The sequence below is a fragment of the Thermanaerothrix daxensis genome, assembly GCF_001306145.1.
Classification (GTDB): domain Bacteria; phylum Chloroflexota; class Anaerolineae; order Anaerolineales; family Anaerolineaceae; genus Thermanaerothrix; species Thermanaerothrix daxensis.
The window spans coordinates 1,162,138-1,186,480 of record NZ_LGKO01000002.1; the positions used below are offsets into that span (position 1 = coordinate 1,162,138).

Consider the following 24,343-nt stretch of genomic DNA (forward strand, 5'->3'; position numbering starts at 1 on the left):
TATTCTCTTCGCTGCTGTGCCTGGTCAAGAAGGCTCTGTGTGCCCTAAAAAGGCTACACAGTTGAGTTTTAGGGTTTTGATAACTAGAAACGGGAATCTGCTCACCGACCAGAAATGGGAAATGGATGGGTAACAGGATAATGGACGTGATAGAGGACACCTCTCGAAAGATTAGCGCTTTACCGCGCTGTGGGCCGAGTGTGTGACAAAGACACTAAGGTCTGCGCCTTTTTGCACGTCTATTACCCATTCAGATGGTTAGATCTGGTCAACCCGCTGGCAAGACGTGAGCGAGCCTACAAGACGGGCGAAGCAGCGCACTGATATTTGACAAAATGGAGCACAAGATCACGGCGCTGCGTGTACAAAAACGCAACCCTAACCGGGTTAACGTTTACCTAGACGGATCCTTTGCTTTTGGCCTGTCACGCATTGTTGCTGCCTGGTTGCGAGTTGGACAAACGCTTAGCGATGAGAAGATCGCAACCTTGCAGGCTGAGGAAACGCGGGAGGCGGCCTATCAATCCGCTTTGAGGTTTTTGAATTATCGCCCGCGTTCCGAAGCCGAATTGCGGAGTAAATTAGAGGGCAAAGGATTTGAGCCGTCGGTTATTGATGCAACCCTACAACGCCTGGTTGAAGAGGGTTGGGTATGCGACGATCGCTTTGCCCGTGCTTGGGTGGAGAGTCGGAAGGCATCTCGTCCGCGCAGCCGGCGCTTGCTTGCCCTGGAACTCCGGCGCAAGGGAATATCAGAAGAGAACATTCAACGAGCGGTGGCCGATCTCGAGGATACCGAACTGGCATACCAGGCTGCTTTGCGCTATGCGCGTCGGCTTGAGGGCCTGGATTATGCCACGTTTTATAGGCGACTGGCGGGTTTTTTGGAACGGCGTGGTTTTGCCTATGGAACCGTCGTAGCAACTGTACGGCGAGTTTGGGAAGAGATTCGGGCCACCCACGACACTACGACATAAGAATGAGGTAAGAAATGGGTGCAAATGGAAATTTTCTACTAATGGCATTGTTGCTTTTACTGGGGGATGTGATACTGGTGGGGGTGGTAATTTACTTTGTGCGGCGTTCATTGATTGCACGTTTACAACGGGAACAGAAAGAGATTGCGGATAGCCTGATAGCCAACGCCACTGAGCAAGCTAAGTTGATTGAGATTGAAGCCCGCGACAAGGCTCTAAAAATTCTGCAAGAGACTGAGGCTGAGGTCAACCGCCGGCGTTCTGAGATTGCCCGCGAAGAAGACCGCTTGCAGAAGCGTCGCCTGGAACTGGATAATCGCATTGAACGTCTGGAACAGCGCGAACAAGCCCTAAATAAACGGCAATCCTCCCTGGATAAGCGCGCCAATGAAATTGAGCGGCTTTACGAACAGCAGGTGGCTGAATTGCAACGCATTGCCCAAATGAGTGTTGAGGAGGCGCGCAACCTGCTCTTGGCGGAGGTTGAGAAGGAAGCGCGTGCGGATATGGCCCGTGTCATTCGACAAATCGAAGCCGAAGCGCGGGCTGAGGGAGAAAAACGCGCACGCGAGTTGATCGCCGAAGCCATTCAGCGAGTGGCCTCTGATCATGTGGCAAGTGTCACAACCTCGGTAATTTCGTTACCTAACGAGGAGATGAAGGGTCGCATTGTGGGCCGCAATGGGCGAAATATTCGCGCGTTTGAGCAGGCGGCGGGGGTAGACGTCATCGTGGATGACACACCGGAAACCGTTACCATTTCGTGTTTTGACCCAATCCGACGTGAAATTGCCCGACGCTCGCTAGAACGCCTTATCAGCGATGGCCGCATCCATCCTGCCCAGATTGAGAAAATCTTGAACGAGGAGCAGCGGGAGGTAGAGAAGGCAATTGTAGAAGCAGGGGAACAAGCGGCCTATGATGCGGGTGTGACGGGATTGCATCCTGAGGTCATTAGAATGCTGGGACGGTTGAAATACCGCACGTCCTATGGGCAAAACCAGCTTGCTCATGCTGTTGAGGTGGCAAAACTGGCGGCTGTCTTGGCGGCTGAACTTGGAGCCGATGTGGAGGCAGCCCGCATGGGAGGGTTGCTCCACGATCTGGGCAAGGCCATGGATCATAACACGGATGGTACCCACGCCATGATCGGCGCCGAATTTGCGCGTCGGTATGGTGTGCCGCCTAAAGTCGTCAATATCATTGCCTCTCACCATCATGAGGTTGAACAAGAGAGCCTTGAGGCGGTAATTGTAGAAGCAGCGGATGCCATCTCGGGAGCCCGGCCGGGGGCACGCCGTGAGGATTTGGAGCAATATATCAAGCGTCTGCGTGCATTGGAAGAAATCGCCAACTCGTTCAAGGGAGTAAGCCAGAGTTATGCCATTCAGGCGGGGCGTGAGATTCGCATCATTGTGCGCCCAGAGGAAATTGACGACCTGGCTGCGCTCCGGCTGGCGCGTGATGTGGCTAAGAAGATTGAAGAGACAATGCAGTATCCGGGCCAGATTAAGGTTACCGTCATTCGCGAAACCCGGGCGGTAGATTACGCCAAATAGCGTCATGAAGCAGGTACTCAAAGATTTACGCAGTGGACGCACGATGGTGGCGGATGTTCCGGTACCGGTGCCGGGGCCCGGTATGGTATTGGTCCGCAACGTGGCTTCTCTGGTTTCAGTAGGCACCGAGAGGATGGTAGTCTCTTTTGCCGAAAAGAGCCTTTTAGGCAAGGCGCAATCTCGCCCCGATCTGGTGCGTCAGGTGTGGGAAAAGGCACGCCGTGAAGGTGTGCTCACCGCCCTGGAAGCCGCACTTAACCGTCTCAATCAACCCATTGCCCTGGGTTATTCCTCAGCCGGAATTGTGGAGCAGGTAGGTGAGGGAATCAACGACCTGCGTCTGGGTGATGCGGTGGCGTGTGCCGGGGGAGGGTATGCCGTTCATGCTGAGTACGTTGTTGTGCCTCGTTTGCTGGTAACCCCTCTTCCAGAGGGGGTGGATTTTGAAAGCGGAGCATTTGTTACCCTGGGTGCCATCGCGTTACACGGCTTTCGTCTTGCCGAACCGCAGATCGGGGAGTATGTGGCCGTTATTGGATTAGGGGTATTGGGTCTTTTGACGATGCAATTGGCCAGAGCAAATGGGTGTGAGGCTCTGGGCATTGATATTAACCCCTGGCGGGTGGAAAAAGCCAGGTCACTGGGGCTACAAGCATGCTTGCGTTCAGAAGCCGAGACATTTGCGACTGCTTTTACTCAGGGGCGAGGGTTTGACGCGGTAATTATTTGCGCCGATACTTCTGCAAACGATCCGGTTCATTTAGCGGGGAGGCTGGCACGCGATCGAGGGCGTGTGGTAGCTGTGGGGGCGGTAGGCCTGGAACTGCCACGCAAACTTTATTATGAGAAGGAACTTGCTTTCATGGTTTCGCGCTCTTACGGGCCAGGGCGATATGATCCTAATTATGAGGAGAGGGGACAGGACTATCCCTATGGGTATGTGCGCTGGACCGAGGGGCGCAATCTGGAAGCAGTTGCCCGTTTGATTGGTGAAGGGCGTTTGACGGTAAAACCCCTGATTACCCACCGATTCCCCATTGAAGCGGCAGAACAGGCCTACGCACTAATTACGGCTAAAAATGCTCCTCCAAGCCTGGGTGTGCTGATCACTTATCCTCAGGTGGAAGAGCCATCTCTGACCCGACGGATCGTTCTTCCCCGGTCTGTTGTGAACCTCTCGCCCACGGGAAAAGTACGGTTAGGGGTCCTTGGAGCCGGCAATTATGCCACAGCAGTATTTCTGCCGAATTTGAGGTCTTTGCCGGAAGTGGAAAAGGTTGGAATTGTCTCAGCAAATGGGTTACACGCGCGTCGCGCGGCTGAAAAGTTTGGTTTTGCTTATGCGGGCTCGGACGAGACTGAAATTTGGAACGATGATGCCATAAACGCCGTGGCAATTCTGACCCGTCATCAGCACCATGCCCGACAGGTTGAGAGTGCTTTGAGAGCGGGAAAGCATGTGTTTTGTGAGAAGCCCCTGGCAATTCATTGGGATGAGATTGAACGGATAGAGTCGTTGCTTCAGTTGGAGGGGATGCCCTTATTAACAGTGGGCTTTAACCGCCGATATGCCCCTCTTGCTCAACGGCTGAAAGCCTTTTTTGAGCCTCGGGCTCAGCCCATGCACATATATTACCGGGTCAATGCTGGGTACTTGCCGCTGACGCACTGGTTGCACGATCCTCAGCAAGGGGGCGGGCGCATAGTCGGTGAGGGGTGTCATTTCATAGATTTTCTGGTGTTCCTGGTAGGAACTATGCCGATAAGGGTGTGGGGAAAAGCCCTACCGGATCAGGGGGTGTATTGCGAAGACAATGCCACTTTGGTATTTGAGTTCCCGGATGGTTCAATAGGGGTTGTGTCCTACCTGGCAAATGGCGATAAGGCTTATCCCAAGGAGCATGTAGAAGTATTTTGTGAGGGGAAGGTAGCTGAACTGGAAGATTTTCGATCGCTGCAATTGGTTGCCAACGGTCGTCGCCAAACCTTTCGGCACCGGTTGCGTCAAGATAAAGGGCATCGTGGCTTGCTGGAGGCGTTTGTCAATGCTATTACAGTCACAGGTGTCCCCCCAATTCCTTACGAGCAGATCATCGGTGTTGCCAAAGCGACCCTGACTGCCCGGGAATCCCTGAGGACTCAACGCCCGGTTGAAATTGCGTAAAAAGTAGGTACTGCATAGAATCCGTGAACCGGTTGACAAAAGCCTGGAAAATCCTCAGAACCCTCGGGCCGACCCAGGTGGCTCTTTATGGGGTTTATCGTGCCGGTTTGGCTTCAGGGTGGTGGCGTTGGGCAACACGCTTCCGGGACTTGGAACTAACCAAGGCGCCACCCGTACGAGGGAGACTTTTCGAAATCCCCGACCCCCAACATCTCAGGGCGGTTTTAGGGGCAGATGGATCGGCGCAGGTGATGACCCTGGCTGATGAAATCGTGCAGGGACAGCATCGTCCCTTTGGAGGTGAACCTGTTTCATTGAGCTTAGAGCCTCCCCAGCCGCTGATGCCATGGGATAGATATGGGAATACCGTTGGAGGCAAGGATATCAAGATTTTTTGGGAGTCTGCCCGCCTGGGTTGGGTCTTTACTCTGGGGCGTGCCTACATTTTGACCGGAAACGAGGGTTATGCCCGGGCGTGCCAACATTACCTTGAGCGTTTTCTACGTGCCAATCCTGTTGGCTATGGGCCTAACTGGGCTTCAGGACAAGAGGTTGCCTTGCGCATTCCGGCCCTGCTATTTGCTTTACAGGTTTTCGAAACGTCTCCAGTTTTTGAGGCAAGGTTCCGGCATCAATTAGTCATCGCTCTCCTTGAACATGCACGGCGAATCCCGCCAACGCTGATCTATGCGCGGGCTCAAAATAATAATCACCTGCTAAGCGAAGCGCTGGGGCTGTATGTGGCAGGTGTCATGTTCCCTGAGTGGCCTGAAGCCCCTAAATGGCGAAAGATGGGATGGTATTGGTTGAATCGAGCTCTTCAGCGTCAGATTTCCCCGGATGGGTGTTATGTCCAGAATAGCCTGAATTACCATCGTCTGATGCTCCATTTGGCGCTTTTGTTCGCTCGCGCGGCTGAAATTGAGGGGTGTAAGTTGCCAGCGCTAACCGTGGAGCGACTGGCCAAGGCAGTTGGCTGGCTGTGGGAACGAATGGACGAGGCTTCGGGCAAAGTGCCCAATTACGGGCACAACGACGGAAGTAACGTGTTGCCCTTTGGCAGTTGCGACATTGCGGATTATCGCCCCACCCTTCAGGCGGTAGGGAATGTATTTTTGCGAAGTCGGCTCCTCTTGCCTGGAATTTGGGATGAATTGAGTCTATGGCTAGGAGTAAACCCTGGGGGAATAAACGTTTCCCTTCCCCGGTCTCTCTCTCCGGGCATTATAAAACCTCGTGGTGTCACCACATGGGCTTTAATGCAGGGAGGGCCGTGCAGGGGACGGGTGGCTCATGCAGATTTTATGCATGTGGACCTCTGGGCCAACGGGGTGAATCTTCTCCTTGACCCTGGAACATACGCCTACAATCTTTTGGCGCCCTGGGATAATGGTTTGGCGGGAACTCCGGTTCATAATACCCTAAGCGTGGACGGACGAGATCAATTATGCCGCCTGGGGCGGTTTCTGTGGAGCCGTGATGCAAAGGTGAGGTTTCTACCTGCTCTTTCCAAGCCCAATCAAAGTTGGGTGGCAGAGCACGATGGTTACCGAGCACTTGGTCTTATTCACCGACGAACGCTCTCCTGGCTGGGCGGTGGGCATTGGCAGGTTGTTGATGATCTGATCCCTGTTAATTCGAAAGGTCAGCAGGTACACCGCTTTGACTTACACTGGCTTATTCGGATGGGGGAGTGGCAATGGGATGGTAAAAAGACAAGGATACGAGTAACGTACCCAGAACTGAGGGAGCAAATGAATCTGGAGGTGAGATGGGAAGCGGAGGGGGATCAAATCCAGGTAATGGCGCAGCGGCTAATCTGTCAGGGCAGGGTAGTGGCTGGGCCTGAGAGTGAATTTGAGCACTTGGGCTGGTTTTCACCATCTTATCTTGTCCGTTTGCCTGCCCTTTCGTTTCTGATCACTTGGACCGGGCGTGTGCCATTCAAACTTGTGACGGATATTGAGGTGGGGGTGCAAGGATAGGGGGGATTGATTAAAATTAGGCTGATGCATATCCTGTTAATCCATCAAGCCTATGCCTCTTTGGATGAGGCTGGCGGCACCCGCCATGAAGAAATGGCAAGGTTTCTGGTTGCCCATGGGCATCGGGTTACCGTTATCGCCAGTCCCCTCAACTACCTGAGTGGGAAACCCTCTCCCGAGGCGAGTCAATGGGTTAATCGAAGAGAGGTTGAACCCGGGCTAACAATTTTACGCTGTTATACCTACCCGGCGTTCCATCGCAGTTTCTTTCACCGAACATTGGCCTTTATCAGTTTCATGCTTTCTTCGTTCCTGGTTGGCCTGGGGGTATCTAAAGTGGATGTAGTCTGGGGAACCTCCCCTCCGATTTTTCAGGCGCTAACCGCGTGGGGGCTGGCATTTCTTAAACGAGTGCCGTTTATATTTGAAGTACGCGATCTTTGGCCGGAATTTGCAGTCGCTGTAGGGGTTTTGCGTCAACCTATCTTGATCTGGGCATCTGAGAGGTTGGAGAAGTTCCTTTATCGGCGGGCGGAACGGGTCGTTGTCAATTCGCCGGGATTCATTAATCACGTACAGGCTCGTGGTGCCAGATGGATTGAACTGGTCCCTAATGGGGCTGATCCTCAAATGTTTAATCCGCACTCCCGGGGCGATGAAATCCGTCAACGATATGGACTACAAGATGCCTTTGTGGTTCTATATGCGGGTGCCCATGGGCTTTCCAATGATCTGGGGGTGGTGTTGGATGCTGCTGCGTTGCTGAAAGATTATCCCCAGATCCGGTTTGTACTGGTGGGAGATGGAAAAGAAAAACCCGCATTGATGCGTGAGGCTCAAAGCAGAGGGCTGGGAAATGTCCTTTTTTTGCCTCCGTTCTCTAAGCGTGAGGTGTCGCAAGTTCTGGCCGCTGCCGATGCTTGCATCGCGATTTTGAAACCCCTGGAAGCCTATAAGACCACTTATCCCAACAAGGTGTTCGACTATATGGCTGCGGGGCGTCCTGTGATTCTTGCCATTGATGGGGTTATTCGGCGGGTTGTGGAGGAAGCAGGGGCGGGTATTGCGGTTACACCGGGCGATCCTCAGGCTATGGCGGAGGCCGTCTTACAATTGGCAGAGAATAGAGATCTTGCCCAGCGCATGGGAGCGGCAGGGCGTAGATGCGTGGAAACCAATTTTCGACGGGATCAGATGGCATGGCGCATGATGCGCATTTTTGAGGAGGTGACAAGGCATGGGTGAGAAAATATTGATTGTTGAGGATGAAACAACATTGCAGGAGGCACTGGCGTATAACCTGCGTCGGCAGGGGTACGATGTAGAAGTGGCTGGTGACGGTCCTGCCGCTTTGAATGTGGCGCGGCGCTCTCGTCCGGACTTAATTATTTTGGATATTATGCTACCGGGAATGGATGGGTTTGAAGTTTGCCGCATCTTGCGTCAGGAGATGACCACACCGGTGCTGATGCTCACAGCACGGGATGATGAGATTGATCGGGTGGTGGGGCTCGAAGTTGGTGCAGACGATTACCTCACAAAACCCTTTTCAATGCGCGAATTGCTGGCACGCGTTAAGGCTCTGCTGCGCCGGGTGCGTATGGTTCGTGAGGAAGTAGGTAGTGGGCTCATTCAGAGCGAAGCCCCGCAACCGGTTCTCCGATATGGTAATCTTTTGATCAATATGGGGCGGCGAGAAGTTTTGTTAGATGGTAATCCTCTTCCTTTGAAACCCAAAGAGTACGAACTCCTGCTTTATCTGGCACAACATCGAGGGCAAGTATTGACACGTGAGCAAATTCTCGAGCGAGTTTGGGGGTGGGAGTATATTGGCGATTCGCGAACGGTGGATGTTCATATTCGCTGGTTAAGAGAAAAGATTGAACCTGAGCCAGCTAAACCTCGACGCATTGTTACAGTACGTGGAGCGGGTTATCGTTTTGAGGGGTAAATGCGTGGTTCCTTAATGTGGCGTATTGCATGGCCTTTTGTAATATGGGCCCTTCTGGTGGTGACTGGCGTGCTGGTCATCATTCGCATCTCATTTGAGCGACAGTATTTAGAGCAACAGCAACATCATTTACTGGCAGAGGTGCGGATCCTTGCAAATCACCTGGCGCCGTTGTATCAGGCTGGACAAATGGTTGAGGTTCAAACCGATTTACAAGCATTTGCCCATGCGATGGATGCGTGGGTAGCAATTTATGACCTCCAGGGTGGGTTGGAGGTTGAGACCTGGGGAGAAAGGTGGCTTCCGCAAAGGCTCGGACAAGTACGCTCCGTTACCTTACCAATGAAGGGGCTCGAATTGGGGGAGATTACCATCGTCAATGGCGGATCAGAACGCTTTATGGTGGCGACGGTGCCTTTGGGTCGCCAGGACAGCGAACAAATATCTGGTATATTTCGTGTAGCAATATCATTGACCTCGATAGATCAAGCGTTAAGGCAATTGACACTTCATTTGACTCTCATTGGCTTGGCAGCAGTCCTGCTTGCAGGGGGCATAGCGCTCTTAGTTTCGCGGTTGGTTGTTCAGCCTTTGCGCTACCTAACTGAAGGCATTTCTCAATCACCCCACAGCGAGGCTTTGCTGGCATCGGTTCAATCTCGGAACGATGAGATTGGTCAGTTGGCTCAAGCATTTTCGGCCATGGCTGGCGAATTGCGCTCACAAATTGAGGCCTTGGCAGCAGAGCGAGTTCAATTTGATGCTGTACTGGAATATATGACGGATGGCGTAGTCATTGTTGATGCAGAGGGAAAAGTGCGCCTGACAAACCCGGCGGCAGAGCGTTTGTTTGGCACTCCAGCGGCGGAAGGGGGGGAGAGGTCCCTGATTGAGGTGGTGCGTCATCATCAATTGGTAGAACTCTGGCGCAAGGCTCTGAGCAATGATCGTCAGTATAACACTACCTTGGAAATGACTCCCAACCGTTTGTTTGTTCAGGCCATTGCCACTCCTTTGGGGGGAGCGCTCCGGGGAAATGTTCTGTTGGTTATTCAGGATTTGACGCGTGTTAGACGTTTGGAGACGGTACGCCGCGACTTTATCAGCAATGTGTCTCATGAATTGCGCACGCCTCTGGCCACTTTGAAGGCGCTCACAGAAACCCTGCAGGAAGGCGCGTTAGAAGATCAACTCATGGCGCGGCGTTTTCTGGAACAGATGGATAAAGAAATTGATAATATCACCCAATTGGTACGGGAGTTATTGGAACTTTCACGCATTGAATCGGGTAAAGTTCCGCTTAATCGCCAACCGATCTCGCCTGCCGATTTAATGGAAAGCGCTGCTTCACGGATGCGTTTGCAAGCCGAGCGCGGGGGGCTAACACTGGAAGTGCATGTGGATCCTGCTTTGCCCATGGTGCTGGCAGATCGTGAGCGAATTGAACAGGTGCTGATTAATTTGCTCCACAATGCTATTAAGTTCACACCGCCAGGTGGGCGCATTGATTTGACGGCTCGGACGGAAGAGAAGGAGGTGATTTTCAGTGTAAAGGATACCGGCGTCGGTATCAGCCCTGAAGCCTTGCCGCGGATTTTTGAGCGTTTCTATAAAGCAGATCAATCCCGATCAGGCGGTGGAACGGGTTTGGGCCTTTCGATCGCACGTCACACAGTTGAGGCTCATGGCGGGCGGATTTGGGCGGAAAGCGAGGTAAATGTTGGGAGCACGTTCTTTTTCTCGCTTCCCCTAGCCACTCAGAGGTAACTGATAACCCTTAGAGGGGTTGTAATTTAGTGAGGTTTAGTTTAATGGGTAAGGTATCGAGAAGGTGGTGAGACAATGTTTGTCACGATCGAGATGGGTGTAGAAATCCCGGTTTATCCGGAGAGAATTTATCGGGCCTGGCTAGATAGTTTTGAGCACAGTCAATTTACTCAGAAATCCGCCCGAATAGAGGCGCGAGTCGGGGGAGCATTTTGGGCGCTGGATGGAGGTGTTCAAGGCACATTTAACTGCATGGTTCCCCATAATTACATTGCCCAGAATTGGCAGATTCGGGATGAACCACTTTCGGCTGACTCAAGCATTGAAATCCGAATCGAGCCTACCTGCACCGGAAGTTTGTTTCGAGTCTGGCATCATGGGGTGAGGGCGGATAGCACCAGGGCTATGATGCATTGGTGGGAAACCAATTATTTGCGTCCTTTGCAGGCTTACTTTGAGGCATTGGTCGGAGAATATATCGCTGATTTGAGTGATGGCTAGGAACACAACTGGAGCGGGTTAAGTTATAATTGGAACGTGCGGGCGGATAGCTCAGTAGGTTAGAGCGCCTCCCTTACAAGGAGGAGGTCATGGGTTCGAGTCCCGTTCCGCCCACTCAACTTGGTGAGTTATTTTTAACAACTTATACTTGGTGGCGATGAGGCTCGCCGTAAGTGTCGGTATGACTAATAGCCTCTACTTGAACGGTTGGTTCAGTAGAGGCTTTTTTGTTGGGTTATTGTGACGAATGTTTAATCTTGAAAACTTAGGAAATTTTTAGCGCTTCTGGAGAATAACAGAGATGGTCTGGACTAGCATGCTTTTCCCAACAGGTGCAGTGGATGAAATACCCAATGTCATCTCAAGGCCCGATTTTTTTGAGGATCTGAACCTTGGGCAGGTGATTGATGCCATCACAGAACAAAAACAGGAATATGATCTAAAACCGTTTTTCTATTTGCCTTTGCATGACATTGAAGTTATCCGTTATCGCCAGGAGATCTTCAGGGATCTTGAAAACGCAAATACACTGAATGCCATCAAGACTTTTGCAGAGAAGATATCTCTGGTTCGTAGATATCTGAACCTGGCCCAAAAGCTGTATTACAAGCGCCAACAAGAAGGATGGTTCCTGGAAGCCGCTGTGGCGTATTGTCAAGCTGTTAGTGGCTTGGTTGGGGATCTTGAGGGAGCACCTTTACGATCAAGAGGATTTTTGGATTTCCAGACTTATCTGACCACCTACGTCGCTTCTCCCGCTTTCCGCTCGCTCCATGAAGAGGCGCGGGCTCTGAAACATGATTTGGCTTCCATCAAATATTGTGTGATCATCAGGGGGAACTGGGTGGGAGTTCGAAAATATGAATCTGAGATTGATTACAGTAGTGAAGTGGAACGCACTTTTGAAAAATTCAAACAGGGGGATACTAAGGGTTACCGAATTGATCTCCCCATTCTCTCGGGTGTAAGCCATGTAGAGGCTCAGATCTTAGATTGTGTGGCAAAGCTGTACCCGGACATTTTCAAAAGAGTGGAGGCTTACTGCCTTAACCACCAGAACTTTGTTGACCCCGTCATTTCGACCTTTGACCGCGAAATCCAGTTTTTTATCTCCTATATCGATTTTATGGCAAACCTGGAGGCAAAGGGACTTAACTTCTGCTACCCTCAGCTAACCAAGACTAAGTCCATTCATGCAAAAGACGCTTTTGATATTGCTCTAGCCCACAAACGGTTGTCTGAGCCCGGCCTCGTGGTTCCCAATGATTTTTATCTGGAAAGAAAAGAAAGAATTATTGTGGTTTCTGGGCCTAATCAGGGTGGTAAGACAACCTTTGCAAGAATGTTTGCTCAACTTCATTATCTGGCAAGTCTAGGATGCCCGGTACCGGGTACAGAGGCGACGCTCTTTCTTTACGATCAAATCTTCACACATTTTGAGAAAGAGGAATCCGTTCGTAATCTGCGCGGAAAACTGCAAGACGATCTGGTGCGCATCCATGCCATTCTCGAGGAGGCAACTTCAGAGAGCATTCTTATATTGAATGAAGTTTTCACTTCAACCACCCTGAACGATGCAATATTTCTCAGCAAGGAAGTTCTTAAGAGGGTGATAAGCCTGGATGCTTTCTGCGTGTTCGTTACTTTTATTGATGAACTATCCACCCTGAGCGAACAAACGGTGAGCATGGTGAGTACGGTTGTGCCGGAGAATCCGGCTTTGCGCACATTTAAGATTGTGCGTAGGCCCGCTGATGGACTTGCGTATGCTATTTGTATTGCTGAAAAATATCATCTCACCTACGACCTAATCAAGGAGCGGATCAAAGAATGAAAGCCCATTTAATGTTTCGCGATCAGGATTTTGATCCTCTCGCGCCTTTGCCGATCCATAGCCCGGATTTAATTCATGATCTTGAGCTGGAGGTCTTGTTCAATGCAATGGCACGCGGGGATAAATTTTTGTATGAAATCTCAAAGGCGGCCGTATTATCAAGCCTCAAGGACGTTGACTCGGTTCTATATCGGCAAGAGATCTTAAGGGATTGCTTGGAGCATTCCTCGGTGATCCGGGAGATCTACCAGATTCTCATTGAGGCAATTGAGCGCAAACGGCGCAGTTGGTTGGGAATCTTTACCCATTACCCAAGTGGTGTTCTCAGCGGAGCTGTAGATATTATTTCGATGTTCATACCCTCGCTTGAGCAACTCCGAAAGATTGCAGATAAGCACATGGGCATGTTTCACTCAGAAGGGCTGACACGTTTTTTTGCCATGCTCCAAAGCGAGTTGAGTGATGAGTATCTAAGCATGGTCAAGTATCATCTTCAACAGTTGAAGTTCCCCAGGGGTGTGTTGATCAGTGCTGAATTGGGCATGGGAAATGAGGGTATGAATTACACATTACGCCTTCCCAATACCAAAAACAAGAACTGGATCAAAGAAGCTCTCAGTAAAAAATCTCCCACATTTTCCTTCACAATTAGTGAAAGAGATGAGGCAGGGGCACGCGTGCTAGGAGCCTTAAGAGATGTGGGAGTCAGTTCATGTGCCAATGCGTTGGCTCAGGCTGCAGAGCACATTGAGAGTTTTTTCAACATGCTCCGTACGGAGCTGGCTTTTTACCTTGGATGTATCAATCTCAAGGAACAACTTGAGCAAATAGGTAATCCAATCGCATTTCCCGTTCCTGCGGTCATGGCCGAACGAAAACATAATTTTAAAGGACTTTATGATGTCAGTTTGGCCTTGACGATGAAACGAGAGGTTGTTGGTAACGATATCAACGCTGATTCCAAAGACCTGATAATGATTACTGGGGCCAATCAAGGAGGTAAATCAACATTTCTTAGAAGCATTGGGCTGGCCCAATTAATGATGCAAGCAGGTATGTTTGTTCCGGCTCAGGAATTTTGCGCCAACTTGTGTAGTGGTGTCTTCACTCACTACCGACGCAAGGAAGACGCTTTAATGAAGAGCGGTAAGCTAGATGAAGAACTTAGTCGGATGAGCGCTATTGTGGATCGGATCAAACCTAATGCCTTGATGCTGTTTAACGAGTCATTCGCTTCTACCAACGAGCGGGAGGGATCTGAGATTGCCCGCCAAATTACCAGCGCTCTACTGGATCGGCGCATCAAAGTCTTTTTTGTAACTCACCTGTATGAGTTTGCACGGGTATTCTACGAAAAACAGATGGAAAATGCCCTCTTCTTACGAGCGGAAAGAAGTAGAACCTTCAGGTTGCTGTTAGGTGGGCCATTAGCGACCAGTTTTGGAGAAGACGTATTCAAAAGCGTGTTTGGTAAACAACGGGATCAGGTGTCTATCTCATAACGGCAAGGATTGGATCAGCATAATTACCCTTGCGATGGTCTCTAAAACTGGCCTTGCATCGAGCCTGCATAGCCCGTCAGCTCAACGTAACCCACCCCACGGATGGGCATGCTAGCGCGGAAACCTTCAACTTTTACTGCTCCTTCCCAGTAGGTAAAAGAGACGCGTAGTTCTTGATCTTCGATATAGGGTGAGACCCGAAGTGCGAGTTCCTGGCTGGGAAGGCGAATATACCATTGACTGGGATAGATGGCACCAGAGTGAGGGCTGGTCCAGTGGTGCAATACCTCAATTTGCACATCCTTCATCCCAAGGGGTTGAACTTCACCATCAGGGGTGATCAGGCTACCCGAGGAGTAAGGTGTGGGGTTCCCCTGATTATCTCTCAAAATAAAAAACATCAGGTCGCTACCATCGTCCAGTTGAAGGGCGAACCAATCCCACCCCACCTGATCTTTCCCTAGGGCGCTGGTGCTGAACTCATGGTCCATCCACCCTACTCCCTGCACTGAGTAGGCTTGCTTGCCGCTTCGGATTTGGCCGGAGATCGTCAGGCGGGTCTGGCTGATGTAATAGGAGGCGTTCCCGGGTTCTTCTCCCTTGCGACTCAATCCCTGATCTCCCTGAAGGATGAACCCTTTCTGATCCTGTAGAATAAGGTCTAATCCAATCTCAGATGTTCTAGCCAGCAGTTGGTAGCGGTGCTCGTCCAGTTGCACTACCGACCAATCCTCCAGCCATACGCCGAAGCGAGGTTCACCCTGGGCGCCTGCTAGCCCCAAGGCTTCTCGACTAAAACGTTCTTGGAATCGAAAGCGCTTTTCACTTACGTCGGTCAAGGCCAGATGCCCCATATATACCTGGGTGGTTGCCCAGGCAGAAGATCGTTGGGGTTTGGACTGAGGGGGTAAAAGGGAGCGTCGGAAAAAGGTGAGTTGAAAACCAAAATGATGCCCTTCAGGTGTTTCGAGGTTACCGGTGTAGTACCACCATTCGGTTTGAAAGTTGGGATGAGGGCCTTGATCTAGCGGGAAGTGAAAAATACGCGGTTGGATGGCTTTCTCGAAGCCAGCCTGAGGAAGGGGAAGATCGGCTTGGGGTGGGGGTGTAGGGGACAGAAATGAGCGAGGTTGGCATCCTGTTATGCTCAGTGCCAACGCTAAAAAGGAGAGCATCATAAAAGGGTAGTATCCGAATCTAGGAGTCATAGCGAATAGTTTCTGCCACGGACAAATGACTGAGCCGGAAGGCCGGGAAGATACCCGCTAGAATGGCCGCCAGAAGGGAAATAACCATTCCAATCCATAAAGCACTGGGGTCAAGGGCAAAGCGGAGACTCCAACCAAAAGAGCGTACGTTGATAACTTGAATCAAAACCAGAGCAATGATGAGACCACTGGGGATCGCCAGCAGTCCCGCAGAGAAGCCCATAAGCCCTGTTTCCAGAATCATTAATCGCCATAGTTCATGCCGAGAAAACCCTAATGCCCTTAGCACCCCAAACTCGCGCTGGCGTTCCAACTGTAAAAGGAGTAGCGCGCTCAAAATACCAATGAAAGCGACTAATGTGGCCAAAACGCGCAAAGCCGAAGTAATGGCGAACGTCTGGTCGAAGACGCGGAGCACTTCCTGCCGCAATACACGATTAGGGCGGATCGTAAGGCGTTGCTGAGTAGGCAAGGAGCGTTGAAGGTCGTTGGCTACGCTTTGTGGATCATAACCGGGTTTGAGGCGTAGGCCAATAGCGGTAATGGCCGAATCATCCCAATATTTACGGTAAACTGGCAGCCACATCATGACAATTCCACTGTTGGAGGCGTAATCGTGATAAATGGCTGCAATTGGAAACTCATGGAGGCCTTGAGGGGTTTGAAGTTGAAGAGCATCACCCACCTTGAGATTGGCGCGATTCGCCAGCGGTTCTGAGATAAAAACCCATCCCTCCTGAAAGCGAGAAAAAAGGGTGGCATAAGAGCCTAGCGTGGCCTTAAAGTAGCGCTCATGCCCAATATCGGGGTTGTCAGTGGCTGAAAGCTGGATCGGCCCCCATGCACTATCAATCATGAGGGAACGTAAAACATCAGCCCGAGCGACACCGGGCCAATTGCGGACAAAGGGGAGCACCTGAGGGTCAATCGGGGTCAAAAGACGGTTGGCTGAGAATCCGGGTGCAGAAATGTAGATGTCGCCTTGTAAGGATTGTTCGAGCCAGGTAATCACTGTTTGACGAAAACTGAAAATCATGATACCCATGCCAATTGATACGGCTACTGCTACCATCAGGGACATAGAAGCCACACCAGTGCGACTCAGGGCGCGCAGAAGGTTACGAGGTGCCATTTTGCCCACATATCCGAGTATATGCCCCAATAACGTTTCACCTAATTGCACCATTTTTTGGAAAATGAAAGCGGAGATCGCGGCCATGCCCAAGATAACCAGAGATAGTCCTAAAAATCCCCCTGCCCAGGTATGGAGCACCCACATGATCAGCAACCCTGTGCCGAGTAGACCTACGCCTGCCAGCGTAATTGTGTTCAGTGAAAGCCGGGTTTTTCTTTCCAGAAATGCCCGACTTATGACATTCCGCGGCGCAGTTCGCGCTGCTTCCAGGGCAGGGGGGATCGCCGTAAGCAGGGTGGCGCCTAACCCGACAAAAAAGGCTTTGCTTAGGCTGGCCGGATAAAGGGGTACATCGCGAACAGTGGTTGTAAAATAAAGGTCATTGATGGTTTGAGAGACAACTGCCACAGTGTACCTGGCCAGGCTTACGCCAATTATCAATCCCAGCAGAGCGCCCACCATTCCCATCAAAGCAGCCTCGCTAAGTACAATGGCAAAAATTTCTTTCTGAGTTACACCCAGACTCCGCAATAAACCAAAGAGAGGACGGCGCTGTACAACCGAGAAAGTCATGGTGTTGTAGATCAGGAAAAGCCCCACGATAAGCGCCAAAAGGCTGAGTGCGCTCAGGTTAAGCCGAAAAGCCGCCGTCATATTTTCGATAGCACCCTGACGGGCAGTTACGGGTGCGATCTGCATCCCTGCAGGGAGGATCTGGCGGAGAGCAGCAATCTGGGCGGTTGCCTGAGTAGTTTCCAGAATCAGGTCAATCCGCTCGATTCTTCCGATCTTACCGGTGACCTCTTGCACGGTGGCTAAATCAGCAATCAATATGTTTTCTTGATAAGGTCTGGAAGAGGGAAAACTGCCCACTATCTTCATTTCAACAGGACGGCCCTCGATTTCAAGGTGCAGAACATCTCCGATCCTAAAGTTTCTCGAGTCCATCAGGGCTTGTGGAACTAAAAGGGTGTTGGGCTGCGTGAGCAAGGCGGTGAATTCGTTGAGGGGAACGGAGGTCCCCCAGTAATTGCGAACTTGTGTGTCCACAAGAGGATCAATGCCCATAAGGTTGAAAACCGTTCCCCCGGCTTCTTGCACACTTACCAGTGTTGTCAGAATCGGCGCTGCGGTGGGCAACAACCCCTGGCGGCGCAAGTCTACATAAATTTGTTCGTCGAGATCTTGTCCGGAGATATAGATCTGGTGAGTGGCACTTCCGACCACGGACTCAACGCTCAGTTCGTAGGCATGTAAGGCATTCTGGTTGGCCAGGTCAATGGCCACCATAACCCCCACGCCCAGAGCAATCCCCAAAACTACCAGAATGCCCTGCCAGGGATGGCGGACCAGGTAGCGCTGGGGGATTTTGATCAAGAGTCTACAAAGGGAGATGTGTGGATGCTTGACCATTATTTTTTATCCATTGGAGCCGTCCCTCTTTCAAGGCGAAGACACGGTCGGCTAGTGCGGCGGCATCCTGGCTATGCGTGACCATGATGAGAGTGCTTTGTTGTTGGCGCAAGAGTTGAGATAGTAGGTCAAGGACAATGCGTGCATTATCCTCATCTAGATTACCTGTTGGTTCATCGGCAAGCACCAGCAGGGGGCGATGGACCAGGGCGCGAGCGATGGCCACACGCTGTTGCTCCCCACCCGAAAGGTTATCGGGAAAGGAGTGCTGACACCCTGCGAGGCCAACCGTTTCAAGGAGCATCTTGGCCCACTCCATATCTGCGGTTGAGGTGAGACCGTTCAAAATAAGGGGAAGAATGAGATTTTCCCACACTGTGAGGGTGGGAATGAGGTTGAAAAATTGAAAAATAAAGCCAATGTGACGTCGCCGGAAGGCTGTGCGTTCTTCTTCGCTCATTTGGGTTAGAACAAAGTTAGCCACTCGGATTTCCCCTTGATCAGCATGATCCACTCCACTGACCAAATTAAGCAAGGTGGTCTTTCCACTTCCACTTCGCCCCAGGATAGCAATAAATTCTCCTCGATGCATTTGAAGATTGACCCTCTGAAGGACGGTACGGGTTGTATTTCCTTCTTGATAGGATTTACTCAGGTTTACGAGGCGCACAAAATCCTGCTCCTCCGATGGGAAACGAGTGGCTGGGGCGGGAACGCGGATGGTATTTGCAGAGGGCTTCATGGCTTGAATCCTACCACTAACCATAAGAAACCAGGTTGAGGATGTAAAAAGATTGGCTCAGAACCAGCGCCGGCGGGTGAAGTAGATTGCGGTAATTGCCACTAAGCCAACGCAAATGGCCAGGATAATCTGCCACGCAAATGAGAATTCTTGAAGCGGTAAATCCACATTCATCCCATAAAACCCGGTAATAATGACGGGGACGTTGAGAAGGATGGTCACTGAGGTGAGAAATTTCATGACTACATTGAGGTTATTGGAGATGATGGAAGCAAAAGCATCCATCATGCTGGTAAGAATGCTACTTGAGATGTTCGCCATTTCAATGGCTTGCTGGTTTTCGGTGATCACATCCTCTAGCAGGTCCTCATCGTCGGGATACATGCGAAATAATTGGGCGCGTTGGAGCCGTTCCAGAAGAAGTTCATTGGATTTCAGGGCGGTGGTGAAGTAAACCAGACTCTTCTGATATTTCAGAAGTTCCATAACTTCGCGATTCTGCATGGAGAGTTGGAGCTGATCTTCGACGGATTCCACGGTACGGTTGATCTCACGGAGGTAAGCCAGGTAGAGATTGGCCGTGCTGAGGAGGATGCGAAGAACAAAGCGAATGCGCTTGGCAGTTGAAAGATGGCGAACGCGCCCTAAGGTAAATTCGTTGATGATTTCATTTGGATAGCGGCAAACGGTGACGATAAACTGGTCGGTAAGGATGATGCCCAATGGAATTGTGATATAGGGCACATCCACCATTTGGCTCTGAAAATAGGGGATACGCAAGAGAATGAGCATTTTGCCATCATCTTCGCGTTCGGTACGAGAACGTTCATCCAGGTCAAGGGGGTAAGTGAGGAAATCTTGAGGGATTCCCTCACATACCAGCCGCTCGATCTCATCCGAGGTAGGATCTACAACATTGATCCAACATCCGCTTACAATTTCCGGAACCGTCTCAAGCACTCCTTCTCGACTGCGGTAGATGGTGATCATAACCTTTCTCCCTCTTTTGGTCTGTGCAGGTGTTTGGATTTTACTCTTTCTCTATGTTGGTGCAAGCCCTTAGTTTTACAAGGTGGATGAGCGAAAAGCGCACAGTTGAACTTCCGGGCTCGATGGTATAATTGGCACGCCACCCAATGGTGGCCAATTTTACGGATAGGGTGATCTATCGCTACAATGAAAACCATTTGTACTGGCTCGATCGCGTATGACTATCTGATGACCTTTCCTGGTCACTTTCGTGAGCACATCGTCCCTGAACGTTTAGAATCCATCAGCCTTTCCTTTTTGGTTGACTCGATGGTACGCCAGCGTGGGGGAGTAGCCACAAATATTGCATATACTATGGCGCTTTTGGGGGACCGCCCGATTGTATTCGGTACAGTGGGGGAGGATTTTGAGGAATATCGCCAATTTTTGGAAGCGGTTGGAGTGGATACGCGGTATATCCGAGTTGTACCCGGTGTCTTTACCGCCTCCTTCTTTGCCAATACCGATCTGGATAACAATCAGATTTGCTCATTCTACCCTGGCGCTATGACTTTTGCGCGAGATTTCAGCCTTAACGAGCTGAAAGACGATCAGCCTGGATTGGTGATTATTTCTCCCAATGATCCGGTGGCAATGGATCGGTATGTTGCCGAGTGCAAGGCATTGGGATGGCGCTATATTTATGACCCGAGTCAGCAAGTGGTGCGTGTCAGTGGAGAAGAACTACGCCGTGGAGTGGAAGGGGCCTTTGGCCTCTTTGTCAATGAGTATGAATTTGAACTGCTTCAGAAACATACCGGCTTAAGCGCAACTTCCATTTGTGCACGGGTGCCTCTGGTGGTGGTGACGCTAGGAGCCAAAGGAGCCATTATCTTCACCGCAGGGCAGGAGTTTCACATTCAGGCGGTAAAGCCTAAGCATATTGCCGATCCGACGGGAGTTGGAGATGCTTTCCGAGCCGGCTTCGTCCGTGGGTTGCAATTGGGGTTGGACTGGGTGACCTGTGGTCAGATGGGGGCTTTGGCGGCCGCTTACTGCCTGGAGCAAAAAGGTCCGCAGAGTCATGTCTTCACTCGCGAGGAATTTGTGCAGCGCTATCGCCAGAATTTTGATGATCATGGAGCGCTGGGCGTTTTGCTTGAGGATTCCATCAACATGGTTTTGGAGGATTAGTAAATGATCAAGTATGATGTCAAGGACTTAAAACTGGCTGAGGGGGGGCGTCGTCGCATTGAGTGGGCGGCTCGTGAAATGCCAGTGCTGGGATTGATTCGCGAACGCTTCGCCAAGGAGCAGCCCTTTAAGGGGTTGCGCATTTCAGCCTGCTTGCATGTGACAACCGAGACCGCCAACCTGATGCATACGCTTCAGGCTGGAGGGGCGGATGTTGTGCTGACGGCTTCTAACCCTCTCTCAACTCAGGATGATGTAGCTGCCTGTCTGGTCACACACTATGAAATCCCGGTTTTTGCAATCAAGGGTGAAGATAATGTCGTTTACTACAAACACATTCATGCGGCGTTAGACCATAAACCGCATTTGACGATGGATGACGGAGCGGATTTGGTCAGTACGCTTCACAAGGAACGGCGCGATCTGCTGGAAAATATCATTGGCGGAACCGAGGAGACGACCACAGGTGTAATTCGCTTACGCGCAATGGCCGCAGATGGGGCATTGGCTTACCCGATTATTGCGGTCAATGATGCGATGACCAAGCACTTATTTGATAATCGCTATGGCACGGGGCAATCCACGATAGACGGGATCATCCGCGCCACCAATGTGCTACTGGCCGGCAAGAATTTTGTGGTGGCGGGTTATGGTTGGTGCGGTCGTGGTTTAGCCATGCGGGCGCGTGGGATGGGCGCTAACGTCATTGTAACCGAAGTGGATCCGCTCAAAGCGCTTGAGGCGGTCATGGATGGATACCGGGTGATGCCGATGCTTGAAGCCGCAAAAATAGGAGATATTTTCTGCACAGTTACCGGGGATATTAACGTGATTGATCGCCATCATTTGGAAGTGATGAAAGATGGCGCTATTTTGGCAAACTCGGGTCATTTCAACGTGGAAATCAATATTCCTGCATTAGAAGAGATGGCGGTTAGTAAGCGCCTGGTGCGCCCGTTTGTGGAACAGTATGAGTTGAAGGATGGCCGGTCTATCTTCCTTTTGGGTGAAGGGCGCCTAATCAACTTGGCGGCTGCGGAGGGTCATCCTGCCAGTGTAATGGATATGTCCTTTGCAAACCAGGCGTTGAGCCTGGAGTACCTGGTCAAACATGCTGACAAAATGGAGCGCAGGGTATATAGTGTACCTGAGGAGATTGATCGGGAAATTGCTCGCCTGAAGTTAGCAGCCATGGGGGTTGAGATTGACACCCTCACTCCCCAGCAACTGGCTTACCTGAATTCCTGGGAAGAGGGCACCTAGGCGCTTAATGTCAGAAATTGTGAACAACTGCACCCGACACTGAGTCAGGTGCAGTTGTTTGTATCACGGCGTTGGGGTTGGTGAGACGACCTCGATTTCTATGAAGACCGGATCACCAAAGGGAAAGTCATTCGGATCAAAGGCTTGCCAGGCGCTTCGATAACGCCCCTCCTCCGCGGGAGCCTGAAAAAAGATACGCAAAACAGCGTGGGCACCACTTCGGGCGGGGAATAGAGCCTGTTCGGGACTGCTGGCTCCCAGGAGTGAACCAGCAATGAGACGTAGCCGGTACCGGTCATCCCAATCACAGCTTCCGCTATTGATGACCTCCCAGCGTTTATCTATGGTGGCACCGCTGGGAACAGGGCTTCCATCGGGGATGGTGAGATCACTCACAAAGGAGAGATTGTTTTGGCACTCATGGGTGGGGGAAGGAACGGGTGCAGGGGTTTCTATGAGGGGAAGCGCAGTTGGAGCCGAAGGCGGAATGAACGGTGTGGCAAGGTCGTAATTCATAACGGAGCGTTGTGGGGTAAGACTTACACACCCCGCCAACAGCCCGCTTAGCAGTACCATCCCTAAAAAAACGAATCTGGCTACCCCCAAAGAGGGTGGCCGATTTTGGCTGGCTTGCACCATTTTACCCACAAGAGGCGGGGAGGTTTTACAATTCTTCAAGATCGGCTTCTTCTGCTGTGCCTCCTGCCAGGGAGAGAGGAATTTCGCCGCTCAAAGCGCGCTGGCGAATCGCCAATTCGATTTCGTTACACAGATCATTGTTTTGACGCAGGAACTCTTTAGCATTCTCGCGCCCCTGACCAATGCGCATGTCACCATAAGAATAGAACGCGCCCCGTTTCTGGATAATGCCATATTCGGTGGCCAAGTCGAGAATGTCACCGTATTTAGAGATGCCTTCGTTATACATAATATCAAATTCGGCAGTGCGGAAGGGCGGGGCTACTTTATTCTTGACAACCCGGGCACGGACACGATTACCGATCACTTCAGCGCCCACTTTGATTGATTGAATTCGCCGGATATCCAGGCGCACAGAAGCGTAGAATTTCAGGGCCAAGCCCCCAGGGGTGGTCTCGGGATTGCCGAACATGACCCCAATTTTCTGGCGCAATTGATTGGTGAAGACCACTGCCGTCTTCGTTTGATTAATCGCCCCAGAGAGCTTGCGCAGGGCCTGAGACATCAGACGTGCCTGCATGCCCATGGTGGCATCTCCCATATCACCTTCGATTTCAGAACGCGGTACCAGTGCAGCAACCGAGTCAATCACAACCAGGTCCACTGCGCCTGAGCGAACCAGTGTCTCTGCAATTTCCAGCGCCTGCTCCCCAGTATCGGGCTGGGAAATAAGCAAATCCTCAATGTTAACGCCAACACGAGCGGCGTAGCTGGGATCGAGTGCGTGTTCCATGTCAATATAGGCCGCGGTTCCACCCATACGCTGTGTTTCTGCTACCAAATGCAAACACAGAGTGGTTTTACCGGAAGCTTCAGGTCCAAAAATCTCGGTGATGCGCCCTCGAGGAATACCTCCTACTCCCAGTGCAATATCCAGGGAAAGCGAGCCTGTAGGAATAACTTCTACCGTTAAGTGTTGGGCTTCGCCCATACGCATAATAGCGCCATCGCCGTAGCGCTTGATAATCTCACTAAGGGCCTTATCCAGAACAGCACGCCTGGCATCATCCATACCTGAACTATGGTCGGGGTGGCTAGGAAGCGGTTGTGCCGGGGGAACGGGTTTGCGTGGCATAATTAATCTCCTCTCGCTTGCGGATGTCATTATTATAAATGGTGCTCTAGATTTCGAAGGATATTTTTTATTATAGCACTTATGTTCGATTTGCGGGCAGAAAATCTAGGGCGATTTCCGTTCTCCAAGAAGTTTTTGTTCAGAAAGTTTCGGAAGCGGAAAGGTTTCCAAAAATCTTGCTCTGAAAGGTTGCGATTTTTGGGGTTTGCGACTATAATCATACCTAGTTGACGGGGCGTGGCTCAGCCCGGCTAGAGCGCTGCGTTCGGGTCGCAGAGGTCCCCGGTTCAAATCCGGGCGCCCCGACAGGTGAGGTTCACAGTATTTTATTGAGCAGAGGCGATAAGGGCCTTTGCTTTTTATATTTCTCTATCTTTCTTATGGGCCAGGAAAGTAACAAGTGTG

General features: G+C 51.1%; 18 protein-coding genes, 2 tRNA genes and 1 riboswitch. Of the genes, 14 read left to right on the plus strand and 6 right to left on the minus strand.

Annotated features, from left to right (window positions below):
* The first annotated feature begins 335 nt into the window (after window positions 1-335).
* The 11 genes from SE15_RS05735 to SE15_RS05785 all read left to right on the plus strand — a co-directional run bounded on the left by SE15_RS05735 (window position 336) and on the right by SE15_RS05785 (window position 14,240).
* Window positions 336-977 (plus strand): regulatory protein RecX, encoded by a 642-nt coding sequence (locus tag SE15_RS05735; protein ID WP_054521124.1) that lies wholly within the window; start codon window positions 336-338, stop codon window positions 975-977.
* Between the two features lie 14 nt (window positions 978-991).
* Window positions 992-2,536, plus strand: coding sequence for a ribonuclease Y (rny, locus tag SE15_RS05740; RefSeq protein WP_083461730.1), 1,545 nt, complete (start codon window positions 992-994; stop codon window positions 2,534-2,536).
* 4 nt (window positions 2,537-2,540) lie between these two features.
* Window positions 2,541-4,700: a bi-domain-containing oxidoreductase gene (locus SE15_RS05745; RefSeq protein ID WP_054521125.1), complete on the plus strand. Its 2,160-nt coding sequence runs from the start codon at window positions 2,541-2,543 to the stop codon at window positions 4,698-4,700.
* A 23-nt stretch (window positions 4,701-4,723) separates the two neighbouring features.
* Window positions 4,724-6,685 carry an alginate lyase family protein gene (locus SE15_RS05750; RefSeq protein WP_054521126.1) on the plus strand — a complete coding sequence of 654 codons (1,962 nt, stop codon included), beginning with the start codon at window positions 4,724-4,726 and terminating at the stop codon, window positions 6,683-6,685.
* Between the two features lie 24 nt (window positions 6,686-6,709).
* A complete protein-coding gene (locus SE15_RS05755; RefSeq protein ID WP_054521127.1) occupies window positions 6,710-7,930 on the plus strand; it encodes a glycosyltransferase family 4 protein in 1,221 nt (406 codons plus the stop codon).
* Window positions 7,923-8,636: a response regulator transcription factor gene (locus SE15_RS05760; protein ID WP_054521128.1), complete on the plus strand. Its 714-nt coding sequence runs from the start codon at window positions 7,923-7,925 to the stop codon at window positions 8,634-8,636. Before SE15_RS05755 ends, SE15_RS05760 begins: the two co-directional genes overlap by 8 nt.
* Window positions 8,637-10,403 carry a sensor histidine kinase gene (locus SE15_RS05765; protein ID WP_054521129.1) on the plus strand — a complete coding sequence of 589 codons (1,767 nt, stop codon included), beginning with the start codon at window positions 8,637-8,639 and terminating at the stop codon, window positions 10,401-10,403.
* A gap of 75 nt (window positions 10,404-10,478) precedes the next feature.
* Window positions 10,479-10,904 (plus strand): SRPBCC domain-containing protein, encoded by a 426-nt coding sequence (locus SE15_RS05770; protein WP_054521130.1) that lies wholly within the window; start codon window positions 10,479-10,481, stop codon window positions 10,902-10,904.
* A gap of 40 nt (window positions 10,905-10,944) precedes the next feature.
* A tRNA-Val gene (locus SE15_RS05775) sits at window positions 10,945-11,018 on the plus strand.
* Window positions 11,019-11,048: 30 nt separating this feature from the next.
* Window positions 11,049-11,109, plus strand: a riboswitch (Fluoride riboswitch).
* A 96-nt stretch (window positions 11,110-11,205) separates the two neighbouring features.
* A complete protein-coding gene (locus SE15_RS05780) occupies window positions 11,206-12,738 on the plus strand; it encodes a MutS-related protein (protein WP_054521131.1) in 1,533 nt (510 codons plus the stop codon).
* Window positions 12,735-14,240: a MutS-related protein gene (locus SE15_RS05785; RefSeq protein ID WP_054521132.1), complete on the plus strand. Its 1,506-nt coding sequence runs from the start codon at window positions 12,735-12,737 to the stop codon at window positions 14,238-14,240. Before SE15_RS05780 ends, SE15_RS05785 begins: the two co-directional genes overlap by 4 nt.
* Window positions 14,241-14,281: 41 nt before the next feature.
* Here the strand turns inward: SE15_RS05785 and SE15_RS05790 are convergent, their stop codons facing one another.
* Genes SE15_RS05790 through SE15_RS05805 form a run of 4 tightly spaced genes read right to left on the minus strand, consistent with a single transcriptional unit; the run spans window position 14,282 to window position 19,728 of the window.
* On the minus strand, window positions 14,282-15,418 hold the full coding sequence (locus SE15_RS05790; RefSeq protein ID WP_054521133.1) for a lipocalin-like domain-containing protein: 1,137 nt from the start codon (window positions 15,416-15,418) through the stop codon (window positions 14,282-14,284).
* A gap of 19 nt (window positions 15,419-15,437) precedes the next feature.
* Window positions 15,438-17,996 (minus strand): FtsX-like permease family protein, encoded by a 2,559-nt coding sequence (locus SE15_RS05795; RefSeq protein ID WP_054521134.1) that lies wholly within the window; start codon window positions 17,994-17,996, stop codon window positions 15,438-15,440.
* Window positions 17,965-18,738 carry an ABC transporter ATP-binding protein gene (locus SE15_RS05800; protein ID WP_083461731.1) on the minus strand — a complete coding sequence of 258 codons (774 nt, stop codon included), beginning with the start codon at window positions 18,736-18,738 and terminating at the stop codon, window positions 17,965-17,967. The genes SE15_RS05795 and SE15_RS05800 overlap by 32 nt, the downstream gene beginning before the upstream one ends.
* 57 nt (window positions 18,739-18,795) lie before the next feature.
* Window positions 18,796-19,728: a magnesium transporter CorA family protein gene (locus SE15_RS05805; protein ID WP_054521135.1), complete on the minus strand. Its 933-nt coding sequence runs from the start codon at window positions 19,726-19,728 to the stop codon at window positions 18,796-18,798.
* A 186-nt stretch (window positions 19,729-19,914) separates the two neighbouring features.
* Between SE15_RS05805 and SE15_RS05810 the strand changes: the two genes are divergently transcribed.
* Both SE15_RS05810 and ahcY read left to right on the plus strand, forming a co-directional pair.
* The gene (locus SE15_RS05810) at window positions 19,915-20,901 is read left to right on the plus strand and encodes a carbohydrate kinase family protein (RefSeq protein WP_054521136.1); all 987 of its coding nucleotides are present in this window, start codon (window positions 19,915-19,917) and stop codon (window positions 20,899-20,901) included.
* 3 nt (window positions 20,902-20,904) lie between these two features.
* Entirely contained in the window at window positions 20,905-22,164 is a 1,260-nt protein-coding gene (gene ahcY, locus SE15_RS05815; protein WP_152965541.1) for an adenosylhomocysteinase, read from the plus strand.
* Between the two features lie 63 nt (window positions 22,165-22,227).
* On the opposite strand, the gene SE15_RS05820 is transcribed toward ahcY, so the two are convergent.
* Window positions 22,228-22,680: an NBR1-Ig-like domain-containing protein gene (locus tag SE15_RS05820; protein WP_160316668.1), complete on the minus strand. Its 453-nt coding sequence runs from the start codon at window positions 22,678-22,680 to the stop codon at window positions 22,228-22,230.
* Between the two features lie 148 nt (window positions 22,681-22,828).
* On the minus strand, window positions 22,829-23,875 hold the full coding sequence (gene recA, locus SE15_RS05825; protein WP_054521334.1) for a recombinase RecA: 1,047 nt from the start codon (window positions 23,873-23,875) through the stop codon (window positions 22,829-22,831).
* A 294-nt stretch (window positions 23,876-24,169) separates the two neighbouring features.
* Between recA and SE15_RS05830 the strand changes: the two genes are divergently transcribed.
* Window positions 24,170-24,244 (plus strand) — tRNA-Pro (locus SE15_RS05830).
* Window positions 24,245-24,343: the final 99 nt, after the last annotated feature.

What these genes read in the sequence shown, in the direction of transcription:
- SE15_RS05765 (WP_054521129.1), top strand. Translation starts at nt 8,637, where the DNA reads ATGCGTGGTTCCTTAATGTGGCGTATTGCATGGCCTTTTGTAATATGG.
- SE15_RS05745 (WP_054521125.1), top strand. Translation starts at nt 2,541, where the DNA reads ATGAAGCAGGTACTCAAAGATTTACGCAGTGGACGCACGATGGTGGCG.
- SE15_RS05760 (WP_054521128.1), top strand. Translation starts at nt 7,923, where the DNA reads ATGGGTGAGAAAATATTGATTGTTGAGGATGAAACAACATTGCAGGAG.
- SE15_RS05790 (WP_054521133.1), bottom strand. Translation starts at nt 15,418, where the DNA reads ATGATGCTCTCCTTTTTAGCGTTGGCACTGAGCATAACAGGATGCCAA.
- recA (WP_054521334.1), bottom strand. Translation starts at nt 23,875, where the DNA reads ATGGATGATGCCAGGCGTGCTGTTCTGGATAAGGCCCTTAGTGAGATT.
- SE15_RS05780 (WP_054521131.1), top strand. Translation starts at nt 11,206, where the DNA reads ATGGTCTGGACTAGCATGCTTTTCCCAACAGGTGCAGTGGATGAAATA.
- SE15_RS05785 (WP_054521132.1), top strand. Translation starts at nt 12,735, where the DNA reads ATGAAAGCCCATTTAATGTTTCGCGATCAGGATTTTGATCCTCTCGCG.
- SE15_RS05800 (WP_083461731.1), bottom strand. Translation starts at nt 18,738, where the DNA reads ATGAAGCCCTCTGCAAATACCATCCGCGTTCCCGCCCCAGCCACTCGT.
- ahcY (WP_152965541.1), top strand. Translation starts at nt 20,905, where the DNA reads ATGATCAAGTATGATGTCAAGGACTTAAAACTGGCTGAGGGGGGGCGT.
- SE15_RS05805 (WP_054521135.1), bottom strand. Translation starts at nt 19,728, where the DNA reads ATGATCACCATCTACCGCAGTCGAGAAGGAGTGCTTGAGACGGTTCCG.
- SE15_RS05770 (WP_054521130.1), top strand. Translation starts at nt 10,479, where the DNA reads ATGTTTGTCACGATCGAGATGGGTGTAGAAATCCCGGTTTATCCGGAG.
- SE15_RS05820 (WP_160316668.1), bottom strand. Translation starts at nt 22,680, where the DNA reads ATGAATTACGACCTTGCCACACCGTTCATTCCGCCTTCGGCTCCAACT.
- SE15_RS05735 (WP_054521124.1), top strand. Translation starts at nt 336, where the DNA reads ATGGAGCACAAGATCACGGCGCTGCGTGTACAAAAACGCAACCCTAAC.
- SE15_RS05810 (WP_054521136.1), top strand. Translation starts at nt 19,915, where the DNA reads ATGAAAACCATTTGTACTGGCTCGATCGCGTATGACTATCTGATGACC.
- rny (WP_083461730.1), top strand. Translation starts at nt 992, where the DNA reads ATGGGTGCAAATGGAAATTTTCTACTAATGGCATTGTTGCTTTTACTG.
- SE15_RS05795 (WP_054521134.1), bottom strand. Translation starts at nt 17,996, where the DNA reads ATGGTCAAGCATCCACACATCTCCCTTTGTAGACTCTTGATCAAAATC.
- SE15_RS05755 (WP_054521127.1), top strand. Translation starts at nt 6,710, where the DNA reads ATGCATATCCTGTTAATCCATCAAGCCTATGCCTCTTTGGATGAGGCT.